This window comes from Leifsonia sp. NPDC056824, assembly GCF_042789575.1.
Lineage (GTDB): Bacteria > Actinomycetota > Actinomycetes > Actinomycetales > Microbacteriaceae > Leifsonia.
The window spans coordinates 355,566-378,001 of record NZ_JBHUAV010000003.1 but is presented as its reverse complement, the minus strand read 5'-3'; the positions used below and the strand labels follow the sequence as shown (position 1 = coordinate 378,001).

Here is a 22,436-nt window from a genome sequence, read left to right as displayed (position 1 = left end):
CGATTCGATAGACTGTCACGGTGAACCCGGTTATCGACGGGCCGACGACGTTGTCGCCGGCCCGTACTCGTCTTGCGCTCCTCGCGCTCGCCCTCGGCGGCTTCGGCATCGGCTCGACCGAATTCGTCGCCATGGGCCTGCTGCCGAACATCGCCCACGACCTCCTGCCCCAGCTCTACGCGGCCTCCCCGACGGCCGCGAACGCGCAGGCCGGCTGGATCATCTCGGCCTACGCGCTCGGCGTCGTCGTCGGCGCGCCGACCATCGCCGCGGTCGCGGCACGCTGGCCGCGCAAGAAGCTGCTGCTCTGGCTGCTCGTCGCCTTCACCGTCGGCACGATCGCGTCGGCGCTCGCCCCGACCTTCCCGCTCGTGCTGGTCGCCCGGTTCCTCTCCGCGCTGCCGCACGGCGCGTACTTCGGCATCGCCTCCCTCGTCGCCGCGTCGCTGATGGGACCGGGCAAGCGCGGCCAGGGCGTCGCGTTCGTCCTCTCCGGGCTCACCATCGCGAACGTCATCGGCGTCCCGTTCATCACCTGGTTCGGGCAGCAGCACGGCTGGCGCGCCGCCTACGTGATCGTCGCCGCGATCTTCGCCCTCACTTTCGCCGCCGTCGCCCTCCTGGTGCCGTGGCAGGCGGGCGACCCGAGGGCGACGCTGCGCAACGAGCTGAAGGCCTTCACCCGGCTGCAGGTGTGGCTGGCGCTCCTGATCGGCGCGATCGGCTTCGGCGGGTTCTTCGCGGTCTACACCTACGTCGCGCCGATGGTCACGACAGTCACCGGTCTGTCGGCGTCGGCGGTCCCGCTGGTGCTGATCCTGATCGGCATCGGGATGACGGTCGGCAACCTCCTCGGCGGCCGGATGGCCGACCGCAGCGTCGAACGCGGGATGCTGGCGTTCTTCGCGATCATGCTCGCCGGGCTGGCCGCGCTGTTCCTCACCGCGTGGAGCCTGGCGGGCCTCCTGATCTCGGTCTTCGTCATCGCCGCGGCCGCCTCCGCGCTGTCGCCGATGATCCAGACCCGCCTGATGGACGTCGCCCACGACAGCCAGTCGATCGCGGCGGCGCTCAACCACTCGGCGCTCAACATCGCGAACGCCTCCGGCGCCTTCCTCGGCGGCCTGACCATCGCGGCGGGCTTCGGCTACCTGTCGCCAATCGTCGTCGGCGCGATCCTCGCGGTCGCGGGCATCGCCCTCGCGCTGGTCTCGTTCGGGATCGACCACTCGCGTGCCCGGCGCGGCGTCGACACCGGCGTCGTCCACGCCCAGCACCCCGACCCGGTCCCCATCGACTGAGCTGCTCCGTCGAAGGGCACGTAAACGCCCCTAAAACGCGGTTTTAGGGGCGTTTACGTGCCCCTCGGCGGGTCGGCGAAGAACTCGGCGACGTCGACGTCGTCGTCGGGCGGCTGCGGGCCGCGGATGCCCGAGCGGACCGCGCCGACGATCGCGACGACCACGGCTCCGGTGAGGGTGCCCGCGACGAGCACGAGCACCGGCAGGTAGATCGGCCAGCCGTAGGCCAGCACGAAGAAGCCGATCGTGAGGAGCGGGTTCGGGTCCACCTACTCGCCCGCCGCCTCGCCCCGCCGCAGCGCGGCCTCCAGCCGTTCGACCTTGCCGTCGAGCTCGCCGTGGTGGCCGGGGCGGATGTCGGCCTTCAGCACCAGCGAGACGCGCGTGCCGTAGGCGCCGACGGCCTCCGTCGCGCGGCGGATCACGTCGAAGACCTCGTCCCACTCGCCCTCGAGTTCGGTGAACATCGAGTTCGTGCGGTTCGGGAGGCCCGACTCGCGGACGATCCGGACCGCTGCGGCGACCGCGTCGTGCACCGAGGCGTCCGGTGCCTCTCCCCCGCTCGGAGCAACCGAGAATGCGACCAGCATGAGCCCCTCCTTCTTTCGTGCACCCGGATGGTACGTCCGGCACCCGGACCAGTCTAGGAGGGCGCGCGGCCGCGGAGCCCGGCTAGGGCGCCTCGCTCACGGGCACCGGGTGCGCGTCGGGCGCCGAGCGGAACGGCCACGCGTGCGCGGGCAGCAGATCTCCCGCCGCCTCATCCCGGTGCCGCTTGCGCCAGAGCGCCCCGATGGTCCAGCCGAGGACGACGAAGTACATCAGGTTGCGCGCCGTGAGCGCCGCGACCATCGCCGGCAGCGGCACGAGGAGGCCGTCGTACAGGTACGGATAGATGAGCTGGGTGAGCGCCGCCGTGGTCAGCACCAGGATCGCCGGCGTCTTGAACCCGCGGCCCTGGTACACCAGCCCGATCACGACCGGGGCGGCGAGCCAGACGATGTACTGCGGCGAGCCCACCTTGTTGAACGCGATGAAGGCCGTCACCAGCGCCAGCGACAGCTCGGGGAGGATGCGCGTGTACGGCGTCCCGCGCCGCAGCGAGCGGATGCCGACGAGCGAGACGACCAGCACGGTGAGCGCGAGCAGCGGGTTCATCAGGGAGCCGGCCTCGACCGTCCCCTGGCCCGTCACCTGGAAGGTGAGCAGGTCCCTGTCGTAGTAGACGACGGCGTCGGGGACGTGGAACGCGGCCTGCCACATCCAGAAGGTCGCGACGGGCGCCTCGATCTGGATGCCGCGGTCGGTCTGCGTCGTGATGAAGCTGAGGACGTGCATGCCGCCGCCGAAGATCAGCGGAACGGCCACGATGACGAGGCTGGTCACCGCTCCGGTCACCACGATCCGCCACCGCGTCTTCATGGCGATCACGGCGGCGACGATGATGGCGGCCGGCCAGACCTTGATCCAGGTGGCGATCGTCAGCACGACGACGGCGGCGCGCTCGTGGAAGGTCAGCCAGAGCAGCCCGACGATCGCGAGCGAGCCGGAGACGGCGTCGAGGCGGCCGACCGCGATCGGGCCGAGGAGCAGCAGGAAGCCCAGCCACCACCAGGCGGCGACGAGACGGCGCGGTTCACGCCCGACGATGAGGACGGCGAACGCGGCGGCGTTCAGCAGCATGACCATCGTCAGCCAGCCGCCGAGGTAGTTGTCCTCGCCGAACAGCAGCGGCAGCATGATCGGCACGATCGCGCCGAACGGGTACACCCAGTCGGCGTTGAGGCCGACGATCTCCGTGCCCTGCGCGGCGAGCTGCGCCCACGGCTTGTAGACCCAGAAGACGTCGCCGAAGCCGGTGTGCTGCAGCAGCCCGAGGCCGCCGATGACGAGGTGGACGACGAGGAAGCCGATCCACAGGCTCAGCGGGCTGGATCCGACCCTGCGCAGAGTCGACGTGTCCGCTCCCCCGGGCTGCGCAGGAACCGGTATCGGAGCGGCGTCCATCCCCGCGGCGTCTATCCCCATAGCGCCTCATCTTATGGGACCGGTATCGGTGGCACCGCTCCGGGAGGCCCGCCACTGTGCGAGGTCGCTCAGCTTCGCGCGAGCAGCCTCCTCAGCACCACCGGCACGGCCTCCGCCACGTCGAGCGCCGCCACCGGGCCGCCCTGCGACGCTGCCTCGCCCGCCCGGCCGTGCACCCAGGCGGCGGTCGCCGCGAGCGCCGCGAGCGCCTCGTGCCCGCGCTCCCGGACGGCGTCGGCGTGCGTCGCGACGAGCGCCCCGAGGACGCCGCCGAGCACGTCGCCGCTGCCGGCCGTCGCGAGCCACGGCGGCCCGGCCGTCACGACGACGCGCGAGCCGTCGGGGGTGGCGACGTGAGTGGTGTGGCCCTTCAGCAGCACCGTCGCGCCGAGTGCGGAGGCCGCGCGCTCGGCCCAGCCTCCCGGGTCCTGGCGGATCTCGTCGGGCTCCGGCGTCGGGGCGCCGTCGTCGGCCGCCGCGGCGAGCGCCTTCGACAGCTCGCGGTAGTGCGGCGTGATCACGACCGGCCCGCGGGCCCGCATCACCAGGTCGAGCGCGCCCGCGTCGATCACCAGCGGGGTGCCGTCGTCGAGCGCCGCGCGGAGCCGGCGGAGGTCGTCGTCGTCGCGGTCGTCGGCGTCCATCCCGGAGCCGAGGAGCCAGGCCTGCACGCGTCCGGGCGCTGACACGACCTCGGGCCGGCGGCGCAGCACCTCGTGGGCGGCGTGCTCGGCGCCGAGGTACCGGATCATCCCGACGCCGGTGCGGGCGGCCGCCTCGGCCCCGAGCACGGCGGCGCCGGGATAGCGCGCGGAGCCGGTGACCATCCCCAGGACGCCGCGCGAGTACTTGTCGTCGGTCTCGGTGGGCACGGCGATCCAGCCGCGGGCGAGCTCACCGCTCCAGGCCGTCCCCACCGCCAGCTCGGACGGGACCGTCATCTCCTCCATCGAACCTCCCCGATCTCCTCCATCGAACATCCCCGGCCCACGATAGGTTGAAGTGGTGAGCATCTCCATCCCCGGATCGGTGGTCGTCTTCGACTACGGCGAGGTCATCTCGGTCACCCCGAGCGACGCGGACCGCACCGCGCTCGTGGAGATCGCCGGTGGCGACGCCGAACAGTTCTGGCCGGCCTACTGGCGGCACCGCAACGCGCTCGACCAGGGCACCGTGTCGATCCAGCAGTACTGGCGCGGCATCGAGCGCGAGCTCGGCGAGAGCTGGGAGGACGCGACGATCCACCGGCTGTGGCTCGCGGACTTCCGCAGCTGGCTGAGCATCGACCACGACACGCTCCAGGTGCTGCTCGACCTCAAGGAAGGCGGCACCCGCCTGGCGCTGCTGTCGAACGCGGGCCGCGATTTCGGCTCCTACTTCCGGCACGGCACGCTCGGCGACCTCTTCGAGCAGGTGTTCGTCAGCGGCGAGCTGGGCACGGTGAAGCCGAGTGCGGAGATCTTCGAGCACGTCATGGCCGAGCTCGGTGTGACGCCCGCCCAGACCGTGTTCATCGACAACAAGGCCGAGAACGTGGAGGGCGCCCGCGCGCTCGGGATCGCCGGGCACGTCTACACGTCGGCGGACGACCTCCGGGCATATCTCCAGACTCTGGCGGCTTAGTTACGAGTATGACTTCGCTCTTCGATCCGCTGACCCTGCGCGGCGTGACGGTGCGCAACCGCATCTGGACCTCGCCCATGTGCCAGTACTCCGTGCTCGACCACTCCGGGGTGCCGCAGACCTGGCAGCTCGTCCACCTGGGCTCGCTCGCGACGGGAGGCAGCGGGATCGTCTTCACGGAGGCGACGGCCGTCAGCGCCGAGGGCCGTATCTCGCCGCGCGACACCGGCATCTGGTCCGGCGAGCAGGCGGAGGCGTGGCGGCCGATCGTGGAGTTCGTCGCGTCGCAGGGCGCGGTGCCCGCCATCCAGCTCGCCCACGCCGGTCGCAAGGCGTCCAGCTGGCCGGCCTGGGGCTTCGAGGACCGGCACGGCTCCGTCACGGCCGAGGAGGGCGGCTGGACGGCCGTCGCGCCCTCCCCGATCGCGTTCGGCGACCTGGCCGTGCCACAGGAGCTGGACCTCGCCGGCATCGACACAATCGTCGGTGACTTCCGCGCCGCGGCCCGCCGGGCCGTCGACGTGGGCTTCCGCATCCTGGAGCTGCACGCCGCGCACGGCTACCTGCTGCACGAGTTCCTCTCCCCCATCGCCAACCACCGCACCGACGAGTACGGCGGCGCGCTCGAGAACCGCGCGCGGCTGCTGCTGCGCGTGGTCGCCGCGGTGCGGGAGGAGGTCGGCGACGACCTCCCGCTGTTCGTGCGGTTCTCCGGCAGCGACTGGACGCCGGGCGGCTGGGACGAGCAGCAGACCGCGACGGTCGCCGGCTGGGCGCAGGAGGCAGGCGCCGACTTCTTCGACATCTCCTCCGGCGGCATCCAGACCGGCGTGCGCATCCCGCTGCAGCCCGGCTACCAGGTGCCGTTCGCCGAGCACGTCCGCAGCTCGGCCGAGGTGGACGTCAGCGCCGTCGGCCTCATCACGACGCCGCAGCAGGCGGCCGACATCGTGGAGGGCGGCAGCGCCGACGCGGTCATGCTGGCGCGCGAACTCCTGCGCGACCCGCACTTCCCGCTGCGGGCCGCTCATGAGCTCGGCGTCAGGATCGACTACTGGCCGCCGCAGTACCTGCGCGCGGTCTGGCGCGACTGAGGCCGCGGGTCATCCGGCCCGACTACATCGGAGTCAGGGGCTGGGTCAGGCAGAGGAAGTTGCCCTCGCTGTCCTGGAACCAGGCCGACTTGCCGGTGTCGTCCGTGGCCAACCCGTTCTCGGTCTTCAGGCCGGGGAAGTCGTAGTCCGCGAACTGCACTCCCCTGCCGCGCAGGTGGTCCATCTCGGCGACGATGTCGTCCACCAGCCAGCACATGGCGGTGTTCTGCGCGGTGCCGGCGTTGGATGTCTCGTAGATGTAGATCCAGGAGTCCCCGCCCGTGCGGTAACGGACCCCCTGCTCACTGGTGTCCTCCGGTTCGAGCTCGAGCTTGTCGCGGAACCATGCCGTGGCGCGCGCCAGGTCCGAAGCAGGAAGGACGGAGTAGGTCTTGCTCGACGATAACATGAGAATTTCTCCTCTTCTTTCCGCGGGCATGCTACTCGCCGGTGGAGGCTTTGGCCCGGTGAACCGAACGGTCTACAGCCGCCGCGTCGCGTCCTGCACTTCGCCGACGAGCTCCTCGATGATGTCCTCCAGGAACACCACGCCCGCAGTCGTGCCTTCGCCGTCGACCGCGCGTGCCAGGTGGCTGCCGGTGCGGCGCATGCTCTCCAGGGCGTCCTCCAGGTCGGAGTCGACGAACACGGTGACCAGGCGGCGGATGCGCTTGACGGGCACCGGGAGGTCGAAGCCGGTCTCCTCCAGGTCGAGCACGTCCTTCAAGTGCAGGTAGCCGGTCGGCTCGCCGCCGGCGTCCGGCACGACGTAGCGCGAGAAGCCGTACTTGGCGACGGCCCGCTCCACGTCCGCGGGCGTCGGCGCGGGCGGCAGCGAGACCAGCGTCTCCGGCTTGACCATCGCGTCGCGCACCTTCTTCTCGGTGAACTCGAACGCCGCCGTCAGCGCGCCGATCCGGTCGGTCAGCAGGCCCTCGCGCGTCGACTGGCTCACGATCGTGGCGACCTCGTCGAGGGTGAAGGTGCTGGCGGCCTCGTCCTTGGGCTCCACCCGGAACAGGCGGAGCACCGCGTTCGCGCTCGCGTTCAGCGCCACGATGATCGGGCGCACCGCGCGGCCGATGCCGACCAGCGGAGGCGCGAGCAGCAGCGCCGCCCGGTCCGGCATCGAGAACGAGATGTTCTTCGGCACCATCTCGCCGAAGACGACGTGCAGGAACGAGACCAGCACGAGCGCGATGATGAACGCGACGGTGCCGATCACGTCCTCCGACCAGCCCGTCGCGTGCAGTGGGGCCTCCAGGAGGTGGTGGATGGCCGGCTCGGAGACGTTCAGGATCAGCAGCGAGCACACGGTGATGCCGAGCTGCGTGGTCGCGAGCATCAGGGTCGCGTGCTCCATCGCGTACAGCGCGGTCTTGGCGCTGCGCTTGCCGCGCTCGGCCAGCGGCTCGATCTGCGAGCGGCGCGCGGAGATGACCGCGAACTCCGCGGCCACGAAGAACGCGTTCACGAGGAGGAGCACCACCAGCCAGGCGATGCCGGCCCAGTCGCTCACGCGGCACCTCCCGTCGGCGGCTCGTCCGGATCGGGCGTGTAGCGCAGCCGGTCGACCCTGCGCCCGTCCAGCCGCTCGACGCGCAGCGTGCCGCCGTCGATCAGGACCTCGTCGCCGACCTTCGGGAGGCGGCCGAGCTCGTTCATGACGAAGCCGGCGACCGTCTCGTACGGTCCCTCCTCCGGCACGGTCACGCCGGCCTGCTCCCGCAGCTCGTCCGGGCGGAGGATGCCGGGGAACGTGATGGAGTCGCGGCCTCGGACCACGCCGGCCCGGGTGCGGTCGTGCTCGTCGGCGACCTCGCCGACGATCTCCTCGACCAGGTCCTCCAAGGTCGCGATGCCGGAGGTGCCGCCGTACTCGTCCACAACGACCGCCATCTGGTAGCCGCGGCCGCGGAGCTCGCCGAGCAGGGTGTCGAGCGTCATCGTCTCCGGGACGCGGAGCGCCTCGGTCTGGAGCGCGGACACGGGCACGCGCGCCCGGCGCTGGCGCGGGACGGCGACGGCCTGCTTGACGTGCACGAAGCCGACGACGTCGTCCACGTCTTCGTCCACGACCGGGAAGCGCGAGTAGCCGGTGCTGCGGGCGAGCCCGATCACGGTCTGCGCCGGATCGGTGCGCTTGACGGCCTCCACGCGGGGCCGCGGCGTCATCACGTCGGAGGCCGTGCGCGACGCGAACGCGAGCGTGCGGCTCAGCAGGGTGGCGGTGTCGGCCTCCAGCACGCCGGCACTGGCCGACCGCCGCACGAGGGAGGACAGCTCGTCGGCGGTGCGGGCCGCCGACAGCTCCTCCTTCGGCTCGATGCCGAACATCCGCAGGAAGCCGTTGGCCGTGCCGTTGAGCACGAAGATCGCGGGCCGGAACACCGTCGTGAAGACGGTCTGGAACGGGATGACCAGCTTGGCCGTCGCGATCGGCAGCGCGAGCGCGAAGTTCTTGGGCACCAGCTCGCCCAGGATCATCGACAGCAGCGTCGCGACGGTGATCGCGACCACCGACGCGATCACCACGACCGCGCCGTCCGGGAGGCCGAGGGCGGTGAGCGGATCGCGCAGCAGCGAGCTGATCGCGGGTTCCATCGTGTAACCGGTCAAGAGCGTCGTCAGCGTGATCCCGAGCTGAGCACTGGACAGGTGCGTCGAGGTGATCTTGAGCGCGGCGATCGTCATGCTCAGCCGCGACTCGCCTCGCTCGCGCCGCGCTTCGAGGTCGCCGCGGTCGAGGTTCACCAGGGCGAACTCGCTGGCGACGAACAGGCCGGTGCCGACGGTCAGGAGGAGGCCGACCCCCAACAGTGCCCACTCAGAGAGCACGGCGACCACCCCGCTCGCGCGGGCTCAACGGTTGGAATGGGCTGGCAGAAGGAGGGTCGTCCATTTCCCGAGAAGTATAGCGGCGCGCCCCGCGAAAATGCCGGGGGTCGGGGCCGGCGGCGATTCCCAGCGGACGCATCGAATCGCCATAGCGCGTCCGGAGCGGGCGGCGGCATCCTCACGGCAGAAAGTCCACCGAGAGGAACGCAGCATGAGCACCACAGCCCCGAACCCCGGCCAGCCCTGGCAGCCGGACCCGCAGTACGGCCAGCCGGCGCCGCAGTACGCGCCGCCCGCCCCGCACTACGCGCCGCAGGGCTCCGCGCCGCAGGGCTCCGTGCCGCAGGACTCCGTGCCCCCGGCCAGGGAGTCGCACCGCAGCGTCCTGCACCGCTGGCCCAGCTGGGCGCAGAACACCGCGCTCTCGGTCGGCGCGGTCGCCGTGCTCGTCATCGTCTTCTTCGCCGGCTATTTCACCGCCCACGCCGTCGGCGGCGGAGCGCGCGCCGGCTTCGGCACGAACCAGAACTTCACCCCGCGCCAGTTCGGCGGCAACGGCGGCTTCGGCGGCCAGTCCGGCAACGGCTTCGGCGGCCAGTCGGGTTCCGGAACCGGTTCGGGCACCGGTTCCGGCAACGGGTCCTAGGGAAGGCGCTCGCTACCAGCTGACAGGGAGGGCTTTGCCCTCCTCGTAGCCGGCGGCGGACTGGATGCCGACCAGCGCGCGGTCGTGGAACTCGGCCAGCGTGCGGGCGCCCGCATACGTGAAGGAGCTGCGCAGGCCGGTCGTGATCATGTCGAGCAGGTCCTCCACCGACGGCCGCAGGGGGTCGAGGTAGATGCGCGAGCTGGAGATGCCCTCGGCGAACAGCGTCTTGCGGGCCCGGTCGAACGCGTCCAGGCGCTCGAACCGGCCGGTGACCGCCTTGGTGGAGGCCATCCCCCAGCTCTCCTTGTAGAGCGCGCCGCGCTCGTCGCTCGCGATCGCCCCCGGCGCCTCGATCGTGCCGGCGAACCACGAGCCGATCATCACGGACGCGCCTCCCGCGGCGAGCGCCAGCGCCACGTCGCGCGGGTACCGCACGCCGCCGTCCGCCCAGACGTGCGCGCCGAGCTCGCGCGCGGTCGCGCTGGTCTCCAGCACGGCCGAGAACTGCGGACGGCCGACGGCCGTCATCATGCGCGTCGTGCACATGGCGCCCGGACCGACGCCGACCTTGAGGATGTCGGCGCCCGCCGCGACCAGGTCGCGCACGGCCTGCTCGGTCACGACGTTGCCCGCGACGATCGGCAGGCCGAGTCCGAGCTTCCGGACGGTGTGGATGGCGCGGCGCATGCCGTCCTGGTCGCCGTGCGCGGTGTCGATCACCAGCACGTCGACGCCCGCCGCGGCCAGCGCCTTGGCCTTCGACGCGACGTCGCCGTTGATGCCGACCGCCGCCGCGACGCGCAGGCGGCCGTGGGCGTCGAGCGCCGGCGTGTAGATGGTGGAGCGCAGCGCGCTCGTGCGGCTCAGCGTGCCGACCACGCGGCCGTGCGAGAGCACAGGCGCGAAGGCGAGCCCCGCGGCGTCCATGACCTCGAACGCGGCCCGGCCGTCCGGCAGGTCGTCCGCGTCCAGGGACGTGAGCGCGCCGTGCAGGAGGTCGCCGATCCGCGCGTCCGCCAGCGCCGACCCGAGCTGGACGGCCGCGAGGCAGCCGAGGTACGTGCCGGCGTCGCTGACGACCACGCCGTGCCCCTCGACGGCGGGCACGCGCCGCAGCACGTCGGCCACGGTCTCCTCCGGGCGCGCCTCGTACGGGGTGTCGAAGGCCACCGGCTGCGCCTTGACCCAGCGGATCGCCTCGTCGAGATCCTGCAGGTGCATGTCCTGCGGGAGTACGCCGAGACCGCCGCGGCGGGCGAGCGTGGCGGCCAGCCGCTTGCCGGTCACCGAGTTCATGTTCGCCGACACGATCGGGATGGTCGCCCCCGTGCCGTCCTGCGGCGCGAGCGACACGTCGAGCCGGCTCGTCACGTTCGATCGCGAGGGGACCAGGAAGACGTCGGAGTACGTGAGGTCGTGGCGCGGAGTCGTCGCATAGAACTGCATGAGAATAACGGTATCCTCCCGGGTCGGACGCCCGCACCCGGTCGCGGATGGGATTAGGCTTGAACCTCGGATGGAACGGGCGGTCCGAGACCGCCCGATCGTAACGAAATCAATGGAGAGAGTGGGCGATCGGCTGTGTCGAGCCAATTGACCGGTGTGGGAACCGACGACGGATCGTCGGGTGAGTTCGGAGCCAATGAGTGGCTCGTCGAGGAGCTGTACGAACAGTTCCTCCGGGACAGGAACTCGGTCGACAAGTCCTGGTGGCCGATCCTGGAGAACTACAAGCCGACCATCAAGGAGGGCGAGGCTTCGACGCCGAGCGAGACGCCCGCCCCGACCCCGGCCGAGCCGGGCGTCCCCACGCCCAGCGAGCCGACCGTCCCGACGCCGACCGAGCCGACGTTCCCGACGCCTCCCGCGCCGCCCGCGACTCCTGCTCCGGCGCCCGGCGCCCCCGAGCAGCCGTCCGGCCCGGCCCAGTCGTCCGAGCCGCGCCCGGTCACGACCCCCATCCCGATCATCGGCTCCCAGCCGGTCGCGCGCACCACGTCGATCGCGCCGAAGCCGCAGCCTGTCCCGGCCGACGCCCCGGTCACCTCCCCCAATGCCACCGTCGAGGCGGCCGAGGAGGACAAGGTCACCCCGCTGCGCGGCATGGCGAAGTCGCTGGCGACCAACATGGACGCCTCGCTCACCGTCCCGACCGCGACCAGCGTGCGGACCATCCCCGCCAAGCTGATGATCGACAACCGCATCGTCATCAACAACCACCTCAAGCGCGCCCGTGGCGGCAAGGTGTCGTTCACCCACCTGATCGGCTGGGCGCTCATCCAGGCGCTCAAGGACTTCCCGAGCCAGAACGTCTACTACGAGGAGGTCGACGGCAAGCCCTCCGTCGTCGCCCCCGCGCACATCAACCTCGGCATCGCGATCGACCTCCCGAAGCCGGACGGCACCCGCGCCCTGCTCGTTCCGAGCATCAAGCGTGCGGACACGATGGCCTTCGGCGAGTACCTCTCCGCGTACGAGGACCTCGTCTCCAAGGCCCGCAACAACAAGCTCACCGCGGGCGACTTCGCCGGCACCACCATCTCGCTGACCAACCCGGGCGGCATCGGCACGGTGCACTCCGTCCCGCGCCTGATGAAGGGCCAGGGCGCCATCATCGGCGCCGGCGCGCTCGAGTACCCTGCCGAGTTCCAGGGCTCCAGCGAGAAGACGCTGGCCGGCCTCGCGATCGGCAAGACGATCACGCTGACCAGCACCTACGACCACCGGGTCATCCAGGGCGCCGGCTCCGGCGAGTTCCTGAAGATCGTGCACGAGCTGCTGATCGGCAAGCGCAGCTTCTACGAGGACATCTTCGCCGAGCTGCGCATCCCCTACATCCCGATCCACTGGAACCCGGACATCTCGGTCGACCTGGCCAGCGCCGTCGACAAGACCGCCCGCGTCCAGGAGCTGATCAACTCCTACCGGGTGCGCGGCCACCTCATGGCCGACATCGACCCGCTGGAGTACGTCCAGCGCAGCCACCCCGACCTCGAGATCGAGAACCACGGCCTCACCTTCTGGGACCTCGACCGCGAGTTCGTCACCGGCGCGTTCGGCGGCGACAAGCGCAAGATGAAGCTCCGCGACATCCTCGGCGTGCTGCGCGACTCCTACTGCCGCACCGTCGGCGTCGAGTACATGCACATCCAGGACCCGGCCCAGCGCAAGTGGATCCAGGACAAGCTGGAGCGCCCCTACGAGAAGCCGACGCACGACGAGCAGCTGCGCATCATGGGCAAGCTCAACGAGGCGGAGGCGTTCGAGACCTTCCTGCAGACCAAGTACGTCGGCCAGAAGCGCTTCAGCCTGGAGGGCGGCGAGTCGACCATCGCGCTGCTCGACACCATACTGCAGGGCGCTGCCGAGGCCGGGCTCGACGAGGCCGCCATCGGCATGGCCCACCGCGGCCGGCTGAACGTGCTCACCAACATCGCGGGCAAGACCTACGGCCAGATCTTCCGCGAGTTCGAGGGCACCCAGGACCCGCGCACCGTGCAGGGCTCCGGCGACGTCAAGTACCACCTCGGCACCGAGGGCACCTTCAAGGGCGCCGACGACGCCGAGATCCCGGTCTACCTGGCCGCGAACCCGTCCCATCTGGAGGCCGTCGACGGCGTCCTGGAGGGCATCGTCCGCGCCAAGCAGGACCGCCGCCCCGCCGGCACCTTCCTCACCCTCCCGATCCTCGTCCACGGCGACGCGGCGATGGCCGGCCAGGGCATCGTCGTCGAGCAGATGCAGATGTCGCAGCTGCGTGCCTACCGCACCGGCGGCACCATCCACGTCAACATCAACAACCAGGTCGGCTTCACCACGCCTCCCGGCGAGGGCCGCACGTCGGTCTACTCGACCGACGTGTCGAAGACCATCCAGGCGCCGATCTTCCACGTCAACGGGGACGACCCGGAGGCCGTGGTCCGCGTGGCGCAGCTCGCGTTCGAGTACCGCCAGGAGTTCAAGCGCGACGTGGTCGTCGACCTCATCGCCTACCGCCGCCGCGGCCACAACGAGGGCGACGACCCCTCGATGACGCAGCCGCTGATGTACAACCTCATCGAGGCCAAGCGCTCGGTGCGCCGTCTCTACACCGAGGCCCTCGTCGGCCGCGGCGACATCACCGAGGAGGAGTACCAGGCGGCGCACGCCGACTTCCAGGACCGCCTCGAGCGCGCCTTCATGGAGACGCACGCCGCCCAGACCAACTCGGTGCCGATCATCACGCAGGGCGAGGCCACGGCCGACCTCGAGCACCCGATCGCGCAGCAGGACGAGAACGACAACGTCGGCGAGCCGGACACCACGGCCGTCAGCCCGCAAGTCATCTCGCTCATCGGCGACGCCTTCAACAACCCGCCTGCCGGGTTCACGGTGCACCCGAAGCTGCAGCAGCTCCTCAACAAGCGCAGCGACATGAGCCGCAACGGCGGCATCGACTGGGGCTTCGGCGAGCTGCTGGCGCTCGGCAGCGTGCTGCTGGAGGGCACCCCGGTGCGCCTCGTCGGCCAGGACTCGCGCCGCGGCACGTTCGTGCAGCGCCACGCCGTGCTCCACGACCGCATGAACGGCCAGGAGTGGCTGCCGCTGGCGAACCTCAGCGACAACCAGGCGAAGTTCTGGATCTACGACTCGCTGCTGAGCGAGTACGCCGCGATGGGCTTCGAGTACGGCTACTCGGTCGAGCGGGCCGACGCGCTCGTGCTCTGGGAGGCCCAGTTCGGCGACTTCGCCAACGGCGCCCAGATCATCATCGACGAGTTCATCTCCTCGGCCGAGCAGAAGTGGGGCCAGCGCTCGTCGCTCGTGCTCCTGCTCCCGCACGGCTACGAGGGCCAGGGGCCGGACCACTCCAGCGCCCGAATCGAGCGCTACCTGCAGCTGTGCGCCGAGAACAACATGACCGTCGCGCGCCCGTCGACCCCGGCGTCGTACTTCCACCTGCTGCGCCGCCAGGCCTACGCCCGGCCGCGCCGCCCGCTGGTGGTGTTCACGCCGAAGGCGATGCTGCGCCTGCGCGGTGCCTCCAGCGACGTCGCCGACTTCACGAACGGCAAGTTCGAGCCGGTCATCGACGACGCGCGGATCACCGACAAGGCGGCCGTGAAGCGCGTGCTGTTCATGGCGGGCAAGCTCTACCACGACCTCGCGAACGAGCTGGAGAAGAACCCCAACCCGGAGATCGCGCTGGTGCGCGTGGAGCAGTTCTACCCGCTCCCCGCCGAGGAGCTGAAGGCCGTGGCCGACTCCTACCCCGACGCCGAGCTGGTGTGGACGCAGGACGAGCCGGAGAACCAGGGCGCCTGGCCGTTCATCATCCTGGAGACCTCCAAGCTGGGCCCGCGCCCGATCGGCGTCATCTCGCGTCCGGCGTCCGCGTCGCCCGCCGCCGGCTCCGCCAAGCGCCACGCGCAGGAGCAGTCGCTGCTCATCCAGCGCGCGCTGACGCTCTAACCCGCGCAGACAACGGAGGAGCCGCGGCCCGATTCGGGCCGCGGCTCCTCCGTTAACTGCTTTTTGCGTGCGTGGCGGGCGGGATCTCCTCCTTTAGCCGCGCGCTACCTCTGCCAGTAGTGCCTCCACGCGCTGCCGGATCTCATCCCGGATCGGCCGAACCTCCTCGATCGGCCGCCCCGCGGGATCGGTCAGATCCCAGTCCTCATACCGCTTGCCCGGGAAGATCGGGCAGGTGTCGCCGCAGCCCATCGTGATGACGACGTCGGACTCCTTGACCGCCTCCGTGGTGAGGATCGCGGGCGTGTTCGCTGCGATGTCGATGCCCTCCTCCGCCATCGCCTGCACGGCGATCGGGTTGAGCCGGTCGGCGGGCTCGGAGCCGGCGGAGAGGACCCGCACGCGGTCTCCCCCGAGTGCGCTCAGGTAGCCGGCGGCCATCTGGGAGCGGCCGGCGTTGTGGACGCAGACGAAGAGGACGGTGGGGGTGGTGTCGGTCATCCGGTTCTCCAGGTTCGAGGGTGGTGGGCCGCCGCGTGGGCGACGGCCCGGTGGACTCAGCAGCAGTCGGGCGGGCAGGAGCCGTCCGGCAGCGGCTGGCATTCGGTCGTGTCGCAGCAACCCATGTTCATTCTCCCTTCTTCATCGACGGTTGTCGATGAACCAAGGATGAACAACTACATTGACGTTTGTCAATATATCGAGGAGGATCGAGCTATGGCGATCACCGAGCTCCTCCCCCTGCGCGACCTCCAGGCGTGCTGCGCACCGATCACGAAAGAAGTGATCAGCGAGGAGAACGCCGTCTCGGTCGCCCGGGCGATGAAGGCACTGGCCGACCCGGCCCGCCTGCGGCTGCTCTCGATGGTCGCCGCTCACGAGGACGGCGAGGCGTGCGTCTGCGACCTCACCGAGCCGCTCGACCTCTCCCAGCCGACGGTGTCGCACCACCTGAAGATCCTGGTGGAGGCCGGATTCCTCAGCCGCAGCAAGCGCGGCACCTGGGCGTACTACCGGATCGTGCCCGGCTCGCTCGACATCGTGTCGTCGTTCCTGACGTCGGTCTGACACCGGGTCAGGCTTCGGCGCGCAGCCGCGCGTGGAAACCGCGGATCGCCTCCGCCGCGGCCTCCGGGTGCTCGAACCCCGCGAAGTGCCCGCCCGCCGGCGCCTGCACGAACTCAACCAACCGTGGCGCCGCGCGCTCGGCCAGCGACCGCGGGAAGCCCGTCATGGCCGGCTCCCGTGCGAGGTAGACGCCGACCGGCGCCGCGATCGGCGGCCGGGGCGGGTTCTGCTCGTAGTCGTAGTACTGCTGGAAGGACGTCCCGATGCTGTCGGTCGTCCAGTAGAGCGTCGCGATCGTGTAGAGGATGCCGGAGTCGACCACACGCTGCCAGGCGCCGTCCTCCCGGTCGTCGATCCAGTCGTGCCATTTGTCGGCGATCCAGGCCAGCAACCCGGCCGGGGAGTCGTTCAGCGCGGCCGCGATGGTGTCGGGACGTGTGAGCATGATCTCGCTGTAGCCGCCGTCCAGCCGGTCGTACTCGTCCAGCGCGGCGAGGTAGCGGGCTTCCGCCTCGTCCGCCGCGTCGCCCTCCGGGAACGGGCCGCTCAGCAACTGGATGCCGACGAGGCTGTCCGGGTGGTCGACACCGAGCCAGGTGGAGGCCCCGCCGCCGATGTCGCCGCCGAAGGTCGCGTAGCGCTCGAAGCCGAGCACCTCCGTCATCAGCCCGTGCAGCGCGTCCGCGATGGCGCGCCGGGTCAGCGGCGGCTCCAGAGCTTCGGAGAACACGAACCCGGGAAGCGACGGGACGATGACGTCGAACGACTCGGAGAGCAGGCGCGCGAGCGGGAGGTATTCGGCGAACGCGCTCGGCCAGCCGTGCAGGAGCAGCAGCGGGGTGTGCGCGCCGGCGCCGGTGCCGCGGACGCGCGCGAAGTGCATGCGGTGGCCCGCCACCTCGGCGACGTGCTGCTCAACGGCGTTCAGCCGCTCCTCCTCGGCGCGCCAGTCGAACGCCAGCCAGCCGTCGACCAGCGCGCGCAGCTCCTCCCCGCCGAGCCCGCCCTCCCAGCCGGACCGCGGCGAGCGCAGGTGCCGCGTGCGGGCGAGGCGGTCCCTCAGGTCCGCGAGGACGTCGTCGGGCACCTGGATACGGAAGTCGTCGATGGCCATGCGGCCACCGTACCGGGAGGGCCCGACAGCCGACCCGCTACTCCCGCGCCAGCATCGCCGCGGCCTGCCGCTCCAGGTCGAGGTACGGGTCGCCGCTGACGTCCACGACCACGCGGTGCAGCGTGCCGCCGGTGAACCGGAACGGCCGCTCGCCCGGGTAGTCGTCGGTCACCGGCTCGCCGCCGTCGTACCCGACGCAGAGCCCCTCGCCGCTCAGCGAGAAGTAGCCGGGCTGCGTCGTGATGCGGCCCTCACCCACTTTGCGGTCGCCGTAGTACAGGCTCAGGACACCGGTCGCCAGGCCGGGCGCCTCCTCGCCGTCCTTTTCGAACGCGGCCGACAGGATGAGGTTCTCGCCGGTCGGGACGTCCTCGGTCGCGTCGATGCGCTGCTCCCGGCTGCCGACGAAGTTGTAGACGTAGTGCAGCCTCCCGTCCTTGAGGTAGAGGGTGTGGCCGCCGAACCGCGCGCCGTGGGCGAAGAGCACGCCCTCGGCTCCCGGAGCCGGCAGGTCCACGAGCGCACCGATCGCGTACGAGCGATTGCGGATGTTGACGGCCTGCGCCTCCGGGATCTCCGCCCCGCCCACCCGGTAGACGTAGCGGTCGCGCGGGCTCGTCAGCGTCGGGCGCGGCGTCAGCAGGATCTCGATCGCCGAGCGGTCGTCCAGCGGGAACCCCTGGTTGGCTCCCGCCTCGGCGAACCACAGGTTGACCAGCTCGCGCACCTTGTCCGGGTGGTCGGCGGCCAGGTCGTGGAGCTCCGAGCGGTCGACATCGGTGTGGTACAACTCCCAGGTGTCGTCGTTGAACCGGCTCCATCCGCTGAGCACCGGGTGGTTCGACACCGCCTTCCAGCCGTCGTGCCAGATCGAGCGGGAGCCGAGCATCGCGTAGAACTGGGTCGGCCGCGTCGTGGGCTCGTCGGCGTCCGCGACGGCCGAACGCATGCTCACCCCGTCCATCCGGGACTGCACATGCCCGCCGATCTGCTCGGGGACCTCCACCTCCAGCAGGTCGAGGATGGTCGGCACGATGTCGACGGCGTGGTGGTACTGGTGCCGCAGCTCGCCGCCGTGGCCGAGTCTCTTCGGCCACGAGATGATGCAGGGATCGGCCGTCCCGCCGTTGTAGTCGTAGCGCTTCCACATCTTGAACGGGGTGTTGAAGGCCATCGCCCAGCCGTTCGGGTAGTGGTTGTAGGTCTTCGGTCCGCCGAGCTCGTCCAGCATGGCGAGATTCTCCTCCAGGCTGTCCGGGATGCCGTTGAAGAACTTGTTCTCGTTCACAGAGCCCTCCGGCCCGCCCTCGCCGCTCGCGCCGTTGTCGGAGACCAGCACGATCAGGGTGTCGTCGAGGATCTCCGACGCCTCCAGGTAGTCGAGCAGCCGGCCGATCTGGTCGTCGGCGTGGGCGAGGAAGCCGGCGTAGACCTCAGCCATGCGCGCGTAAAGCCGCTTCTCGTCGTCGCCGAGCGAGTCCCACGGCTTGGTCACGTCGAGCGCCGGGAACGGCTGCCCTTCGGGACCGCTGCGGGTCTCGGGCGTGCCGATCGGGTTGATCGGCGGCAGCTCGGTGCCCTCCGGGACCAGCCCGAGCGCGATCTGCCGCTGCAGGATCTCCTCCCGGATCGCCTCATAGCCGCCGTCGAAGCGCCCGTCGAACTTCTCGATCCACTCCTTCGGCGCGTGGTGGGGCGCGTGCGCGGCTCCGGGCGCGTAGTAGAGGAAGAACGGCTTGTCCGGCGCGAGCGCCTTCGCGTCGCCGATGAACTGGATGGCCTTGTCCGTGAGGTCGACGGTGAGGTGGTAGCCGTCCGCCGGCGAGGCCGGCTGGTCGACGGGGTGGTTGTCGTAGACCAGGTCCGGGTACCACTGGTTCACCTCGGCGCCGAGGAAGCCGTAGAACCGCTCGAAGCCGCGGCCGGTCGGCCAGTTGCGCCGGGTGGAGGCGAGGTTCATCTCGTCCGACGGGCACAGGTGCCACTTGCCCACGATGTAGGTGTTCCAGCCCTGCTCGCCGAGAATCTGGGAGATCATCCCGTTCTCCTGCGGGATGGTGCCGCTCGCGTTCGGGAACCCGGTCGCCGCCTCCGTGATGCACGCCATCGAGTTGCGGGTGTGGTTGCGCCCGGTGAGGAGGGCGGAGCGCGTCGGCGAGCACAGCGCCGTCGTGTGCCACTGCGTGAAGCGCACGCCGGAGTCGGCGAGCCGGTCGATGTTCGGGGTGTCGATCGGGCCGCCGTAGCAGCTCATCGCCGAGAACCCGACGTCGTCCAGCACGATGAGCACGACGTTGGGCGAGCCGTCCGGTGCTTTGGGCGGCTCGAACGGCGCCCAGTCAGGCTCCGAGTCGCGGATGTCCAGGTCGATCCGGCCTCGGAACGGTGCAGGCATGATGTCCCCTCTCGGCTCCGGCTGGCCGACACCGAGCGGCGCCGGCGACCCCGGACGGCCGCACCCTAACCCGGTCCTTCCGGCGGCGGCAACCCCGATTGCACCGGCCGATCCCGGCGCAGTAGCATCCGGCCGAAGCAGCGAACGAGCAGACCCCGGGAGCCGACATGACCGGAACGACCGCAGCGGCCTCGCAGGCCACCATCCGCCGCATCATCGCACCGCTGGCGCTGGCCCAGTTCATCTGCAGCTTCGCCGGCTCGAACATGAACGTGATGATCAACGACATGTCGCGCGATCTCGGCACGACTGTCCAGGGCATCCAGGTCAGCATCACGCTGTTCCTGCTCACGATGGCGGCCCTGATGATCCCGATGGGCAAGCTGACCGACAACATCGGCCGCAAGCGCAGCTTCGTCATCGGCCTGATCGTCTACGGGGTCGGCGCGCTCGTCACGGCGTTCGCGCCGGGCCTGTGGGCCGTGATCCTGGGCAACTCGCTGCTGGAGGGCATCGGCACCGCCATGCTCATTCCGCCGGTCTACATCCTCACCACGATCTGCCTCCCGGACATCCCGACCCGCGCTGTCGCGTTCGGGATCATCAGCGGGATGGGCGGCGTCGGGGCGGCGGCCGGTCCGCTCATCGGCGGCCTGATCACGACCGGGATCAGCTGGCGAGCGGCGTTCCTGTTCCAGGCCCTCGTGATCGTGGTCATCCTGCTGCTCAGCCGTTCGCTCACCGACCCGCTCCCCGCCGACCCGTCGCGACCGTTCGACCTCGTCGGCGCGATCCTGTCGGCGCTCGGACTGTTCGTGCTGGTGACCGGCATCCTCGCCGCAGACACGAGCGTGCCGCTGATGATCGTGCTCGTGCTCGCCGGGGTCGCGATCCTGGTCGGGTTCTTCCTCTGGGTGCGCCGGCGCGAGCGCACCGGGAAGGCGCCGCTGCTGTCCACGAGCCTGTTCCGGGTGCGGGTGTCGAACCTCGCGCTGATCACCCAGAACCTGCAGTGGGTCATCCTGATGGGGACCTCGTTCACCGTGTCGGCGTACCTCCAGGTGATCCGCGGCTACAACGCCATCCAGACCGGCGTGATCTTCACCGCTGCGACGGTCGGGCTGCTGCTGACCTCCCTGCTCGCCGGGAGGCTGGCGCGCCGGTTCTCGCAGCGCGGGCTGATCGTCACCGGCTTCGTGCTCTGCGTGCCCGGCGTGGTGCTGCTCATCTGGCTCGCGGCGGGCACGACAGGAGGCTGGCCGTTCGTGCCAGGGCTGTTCCTGATCGGCGCCGGGCTCGGCCTCATGCTGACGCCGTCGGTGAACGTGGTGCAGTCGGCGTTCCCCGAGCGGGTTCAGGGCGAGATCTCCGGGCTCTCGCGCAGCGTCTCCAACCTCGGCTCCACCTTCGGCACCGCCATCGCCGGCACCATCCTGGTGGCTAACCTCCAGCGCGGAGGCGAGGCGTACGGCATCGCGATGGCCGTGGTCGCGGTGCTCGGGGCGACCGGGTTGATCGCGGCGGTGCTGCTGCCGCGCACGACGGCGGAGCCGGCGCCCGCCTGACGGGCATTGTCGCGGCGCCGAGCGCCGTTGTACCGTGTGGCCGACCGGGGAGGCTGCCATGAGCGACGAAAGACCGACCGCGTGGATCGGATGGGGCTGGTTCGCCGCCATCATGATCCTGATCGCCGGCGCCATCGAGATCCTGTTCGGGATCCTCGCGATCCTCCTGCCGGCGAGCCAGTACTTCACGACGAGCGAGGGCACCACCGTGTATTACGTCTCCCTGTGGGGCTGGTGGCACCTCCTGATCGGCCTGGTGCTCGTCGCCACCGGCATCGCGCTCGCGAACGGCCGCACCTGGGCACGGATCGTCGCCGTGATCGTGGTCGCCGTCAACGCCGTGAGCCAATTGCTGTCGCTGCCGGCGCAGCCGTGGTGGTCGATCATCGTGTTCGCGCTCGACCTCATCGTCATCTACGCGCTCATCGTGCACGGGCGCGAGCTGCGGGCGTACGACCGCGCGCAGTACCGGTGACCGGCGGCTAGCGGGGCGGCCTCCGCCGGGCGTACGTTGACCGCATGACCGTCGTGACCACGCACCGTCTCGGTGAGCCCTGCTGGGTGGACTACGCCGCCACCGACCTCCCGCGAGCGCAGGAGTTCTACACGTCGCTGTTCGGCTGGACCGCCGAGGCCGGCGGCGGTGAGTACGGCGGCTACGTGACCTTCCGCCGGGACGGGCACCTCGTCGCCGGGATGGGCGAGGCGATGGAGGGCCAGCAGCCGAACGCGTGGCTGACCTACCTGCTCGTCGAGGACGCCTCGGCCGGCGAACGGGCCTCGGCGAACGCGGGCGCACAGGTGCTCTCCCCCACGATGGCCGTCGGCGACCAGGGCAGGCTCGCCGTCGTGGCCGACCCGGGCGGCGCGGTCCTCGGCCTGTGGGAGCCGGAGCAGCACCGCGGCTTCGAGCTCGTCGCCGAGCCGGGCGGACTCTCCTGGCACGAGCTGTACGCCCGCAGCTACGCGGAGCAGGTCGAGTACTACAAGCGGGTGTTCGGCTGGAGGACGCAGGTGCTCGGCGACACCGCGGACTTCCGCTACGAGACGTTCGGCGACCCCGACGCGCCGAGCGGTGGCGTCTTCGACGCGGACGGGATGCTGCCGCCGGACGTCCCGTCGCACTGGGTGGTGTACTTCGGCGTCCAGGACGCGGCGGCCGCCGTCGCCCGCGTGGTCGAGCTCGGCGGCACCGCGATCCGCGACCCCTGGGACAGCGAGTTCGGCCGCTTCGCGCAGGTCACCGACCCGCTCGGCGGCCTCTTCTTCCTCCACGAGGTGCCGGGGTCGATCGCCTGAGGGCGCCTCCC

At 70.7% G+C, this 22,436-nt stretch carries 20 protein-coding genes; 9 read left to right on the top strand and 11 right to left on the bottom strand.

The annotated features are described in order from the left end of the window. The first annotated feature begins 20 nt into the window (after positions 1–20). Positions 21–1,301, top strand: coding sequence for an MFS transporter (locus ACFRFH_RS14595; protein WP_382463718.1), 1,281 nt, complete (start codon positions 21–23; stop codon positions 1,299–1,301). Positions 1,302–1,354: 53 nt separating this feature from the next. Here the strand turns inward: ACFRFH_RS14595 and ACFRFH_RS14590 are convergent, their stop codons facing one another. The 4 genes from ACFRFH_RS14590 to ACFRFH_RS14575 all read right to left on the bottom strand — a co-directional run bounded on the left by ACFRFH_RS14590 (position 1,355) and on the right by ACFRFH_RS14575 (position 4,270). Next, a complete protein-coding gene (locus tag ACFRFH_RS14590) occupies positions 1,355–1,570 on the bottom strand; it encodes a hypothetical protein (RefSeq protein ID WP_382463717.1) in 216 nt (71 codons plus the stop codon). Further along, positions 1,571–1,891 (bottom strand): MTH1187 family thiamine-binding protein, encoded by a 321-nt coding sequence (locus tag ACFRFH_RS14585; RefSeq protein ID WP_382463716.1) that lies wholly within the window; start codon positions 1,889–1,891, stop codon positions 1,571–1,573. 82 nt (positions 1,892–1,973) lie between these two features. Next, positions 1,974–3,329: a hypothetical protein gene (locus ACFRFH_RS14580; RefSeq protein ID WP_382463715.1), complete on the bottom strand. Its 1,356-nt coding sequence runs from the start codon at positions 3,327–3,329 to the stop codon at positions 1,974–1,976. Between the two features lie 68 nt (positions 3,330–3,397). Continuing rightward, positions 3,398–4,270, bottom strand: a complete 873-nt coding sequence (locus ACFRFH_RS14575) for an NAD(P)H-hydrate dehydratase (RefSeq protein WP_382463714.1) — start codon at positions 4,268–4,270, stop codon at positions 3,398–3,400. Between the two features lie 64 nt (positions 4,271–4,334). Here ACFRFH_RS14575 and ACFRFH_RS14570 point away from each other — a divergent pair, with 64 nt between their 5' ends. Both ACFRFH_RS14570 and ACFRFH_RS14565 read left to right on the top strand, forming a co-directional pair. After that, positions 4,335–4,952: an HAD family hydrolase gene (locus tag ACFRFH_RS14570; protein WP_382463713.1), complete on the top strand. Its 618-nt coding sequence runs from the start codon at positions 4,335–4,337 to the stop codon at positions 4,950–4,952. 8 nt (positions 4,953–4,960) lie between these two features. Continuing rightward, on the top strand, positions 4,961–6,046 hold the full coding sequence (locus ACFRFH_RS14565) for an NADH:flavin oxidoreductase/NADH oxidase (protein WP_382463712.1): 1,086 nt from the start codon (positions 4,961–4,963) through the stop codon (positions 6,044–6,046). A 22-nt stretch (positions 6,047–6,068) separates the two neighbouring features. Here ACFRFH_RS14565 and ACFRFH_RS14560 read toward each other — a convergent pair whose 3' ends face one another. The 3 genes from ACFRFH_RS14560 to ACFRFH_RS14550 all read right to left on the bottom strand — a co-directional run bounded on the left by ACFRFH_RS14560 (position 6,069) and on the right by ACFRFH_RS14550 (position 8,893). Continuing rightward, positions 6,069–6,455, bottom strand: coding sequence for a VOC family protein (locus tag ACFRFH_RS14560; protein ID WP_382463711.1), 387 nt, complete (start codon positions 6,453–6,455; stop codon positions 6,069–6,071). A gap of 72 nt (positions 6,456–6,527) precedes the next feature. Next, positions 6,528–7,565: a hemolysin family protein gene (locus ACFRFH_RS14555; RefSeq protein WP_382463710.1), complete on the bottom strand. Its 1,038-nt coding sequence runs from the start codon at positions 7,563–7,565 to the stop codon at positions 6,528–6,530. After that, positions 7,562–8,893, bottom strand: coding sequence for a hemolysin family protein (locus tag ACFRFH_RS14550; protein ID WP_382463709.1), 1,332 nt, complete (start codon positions 8,891–8,893; stop codon positions 7,562–7,564). The genes ACFRFH_RS14555 and ACFRFH_RS14550 overlap by 4 nt, the downstream gene beginning before the upstream one ends. Positions 8,894–9,095: 202 nt before the next feature. Between ACFRFH_RS14550 and ACFRFH_RS14545 the strand changes: the two genes are divergently transcribed. Further along, positions 9,096–9,530 carry a hypothetical protein gene (locus ACFRFH_RS14545; protein WP_382463708.1) on the top strand — a complete coding sequence of 145 codons (435 nt, stop codon included), beginning with the start codon at positions 9,096–9,098 and terminating at the stop codon, positions 9,528–9,530. A 12-nt stretch (positions 9,531–9,542) separates the two neighbouring features. On the opposite strand, the gene ACFRFH_RS14540 is transcribed toward ACFRFH_RS14545, so the two are convergent. Continuing rightward, complete coding sequence (locus ACFRFH_RS14540) at positions 9,543–10,979, bottom strand: GuaB1 family IMP dehydrogenase-related protein (protein WP_382463707.1); 1,437 nt, start codon at positions 10,977–10,979, stop codon at positions 9,543–9,545. A 135-nt stretch (positions 10,980–11,114) separates the two neighbouring features. On the opposite strand from ACFRFH_RS14540, the gene ACFRFH_RS14535 reads away from it, so the two are divergent. Further along, the gene (locus ACFRFH_RS14535; RefSeq protein ID WP_382463706.1) at positions 11,115–14,984 is read left to right on the top strand and encodes a multifunctional oxoglutarate decarboxylase/oxoglutarate dehydrogenase thiamine pyrophosphate-binding subunit/dihydrolipoyllysine-residue succinyltransferase subunit; all 3,870 of its coding nucleotides are present in this window, start codon (positions 11,115–11,117) and stop codon (positions 14,982–14,984) included. Positions 14,985–15,077: 93 nt separating this feature from the next. Here the strand turns inward: ACFRFH_RS14535 and ACFRFH_RS14530 are convergent, their stop codons facing one another. Beyond that, a complete protein-coding gene (locus ACFRFH_RS14530) occupies positions 15,078–15,485 on the bottom strand; it encodes an arsenate reductase ArsC (protein ID WP_382463705.1) in 408 nt (135 codons plus the stop codon). A 216-nt stretch (positions 15,486–15,701) separates the two neighbouring features. Between ACFRFH_RS14530 and ACFRFH_RS14525 the strand changes: the two genes are divergently transcribed. Further along, positions 15,702–16,052 (top strand): metalloregulator ArsR/SmtB family transcription factor, encoded by a 351-nt coding sequence (locus ACFRFH_RS14525; protein ID WP_370056612.1) that lies wholly within the window; start codon positions 15,702–15,704, stop codon positions 16,050–16,052. A 7-nt stretch (positions 16,053–16,059) separates the two neighbouring features. On the opposite strand, the gene ACFRFH_RS14520 is transcribed toward ACFRFH_RS14525, so the two are convergent. Together ACFRFH_RS14520 and ACFRFH_RS14515 are read right to left on the bottom strand one after the other, a co-directional pair. Further along, complete coding sequence (locus ACFRFH_RS14520) at positions 16,060–17,166, bottom strand: epoxide hydrolase family protein (protein ID WP_382463704.1); 1,107 nt, start codon at positions 17,164–17,166, stop codon at positions 16,060–16,062. Between the two features lie 37 nt (positions 17,167–17,203). Beyond that, positions 17,204–19,561, bottom strand: coding sequence for an arylsulfatase (locus ACFRFH_RS14515; protein ID WP_382463703.1), 2,358 nt, complete (start codon positions 19,559–19,561; stop codon positions 17,204–17,206). Between the two features lie 167 nt (positions 19,562–19,728). Between ACFRFH_RS14515 and ACFRFH_RS14510 the strand changes: the two genes are divergently transcribed. Genes ACFRFH_RS14510 through ACFRFH_RS14500 form a run of 3 tightly spaced genes read left to right on the top strand, consistent with a single transcriptional unit; the run spans position 19,729 to position 22,425 of the window. After that, positions 19,729–21,126, top strand: coding sequence for an MFS transporter (locus tag ACFRFH_RS14510; RefSeq protein ID WP_382463702.1), 1,398 nt, complete (start codon positions 19,729–19,731; stop codon positions 21,124–21,126). A gap of 58 nt (positions 21,127–21,184) precedes the next feature. Next, entirely contained in the window at positions 21,185–21,601 is a 417-nt protein-coding gene (locus ACFRFH_RS14505) for a hypothetical protein (RefSeq protein ID WP_382463701.1), read from the top strand. A gap of 44 nt (positions 21,602–21,645) precedes the next feature. After that, positions 21,646–22,425 (top strand): VOC family protein, encoded by a 780-nt coding sequence (locus ACFRFH_RS14500; RefSeq protein ID WP_382463700.1) that lies wholly within the window; start codon positions 21,646–21,648, stop codon positions 22,423–22,425. The last annotated feature ends 11 nt before the right edge of the window (positions 22,426–22,436 follow it).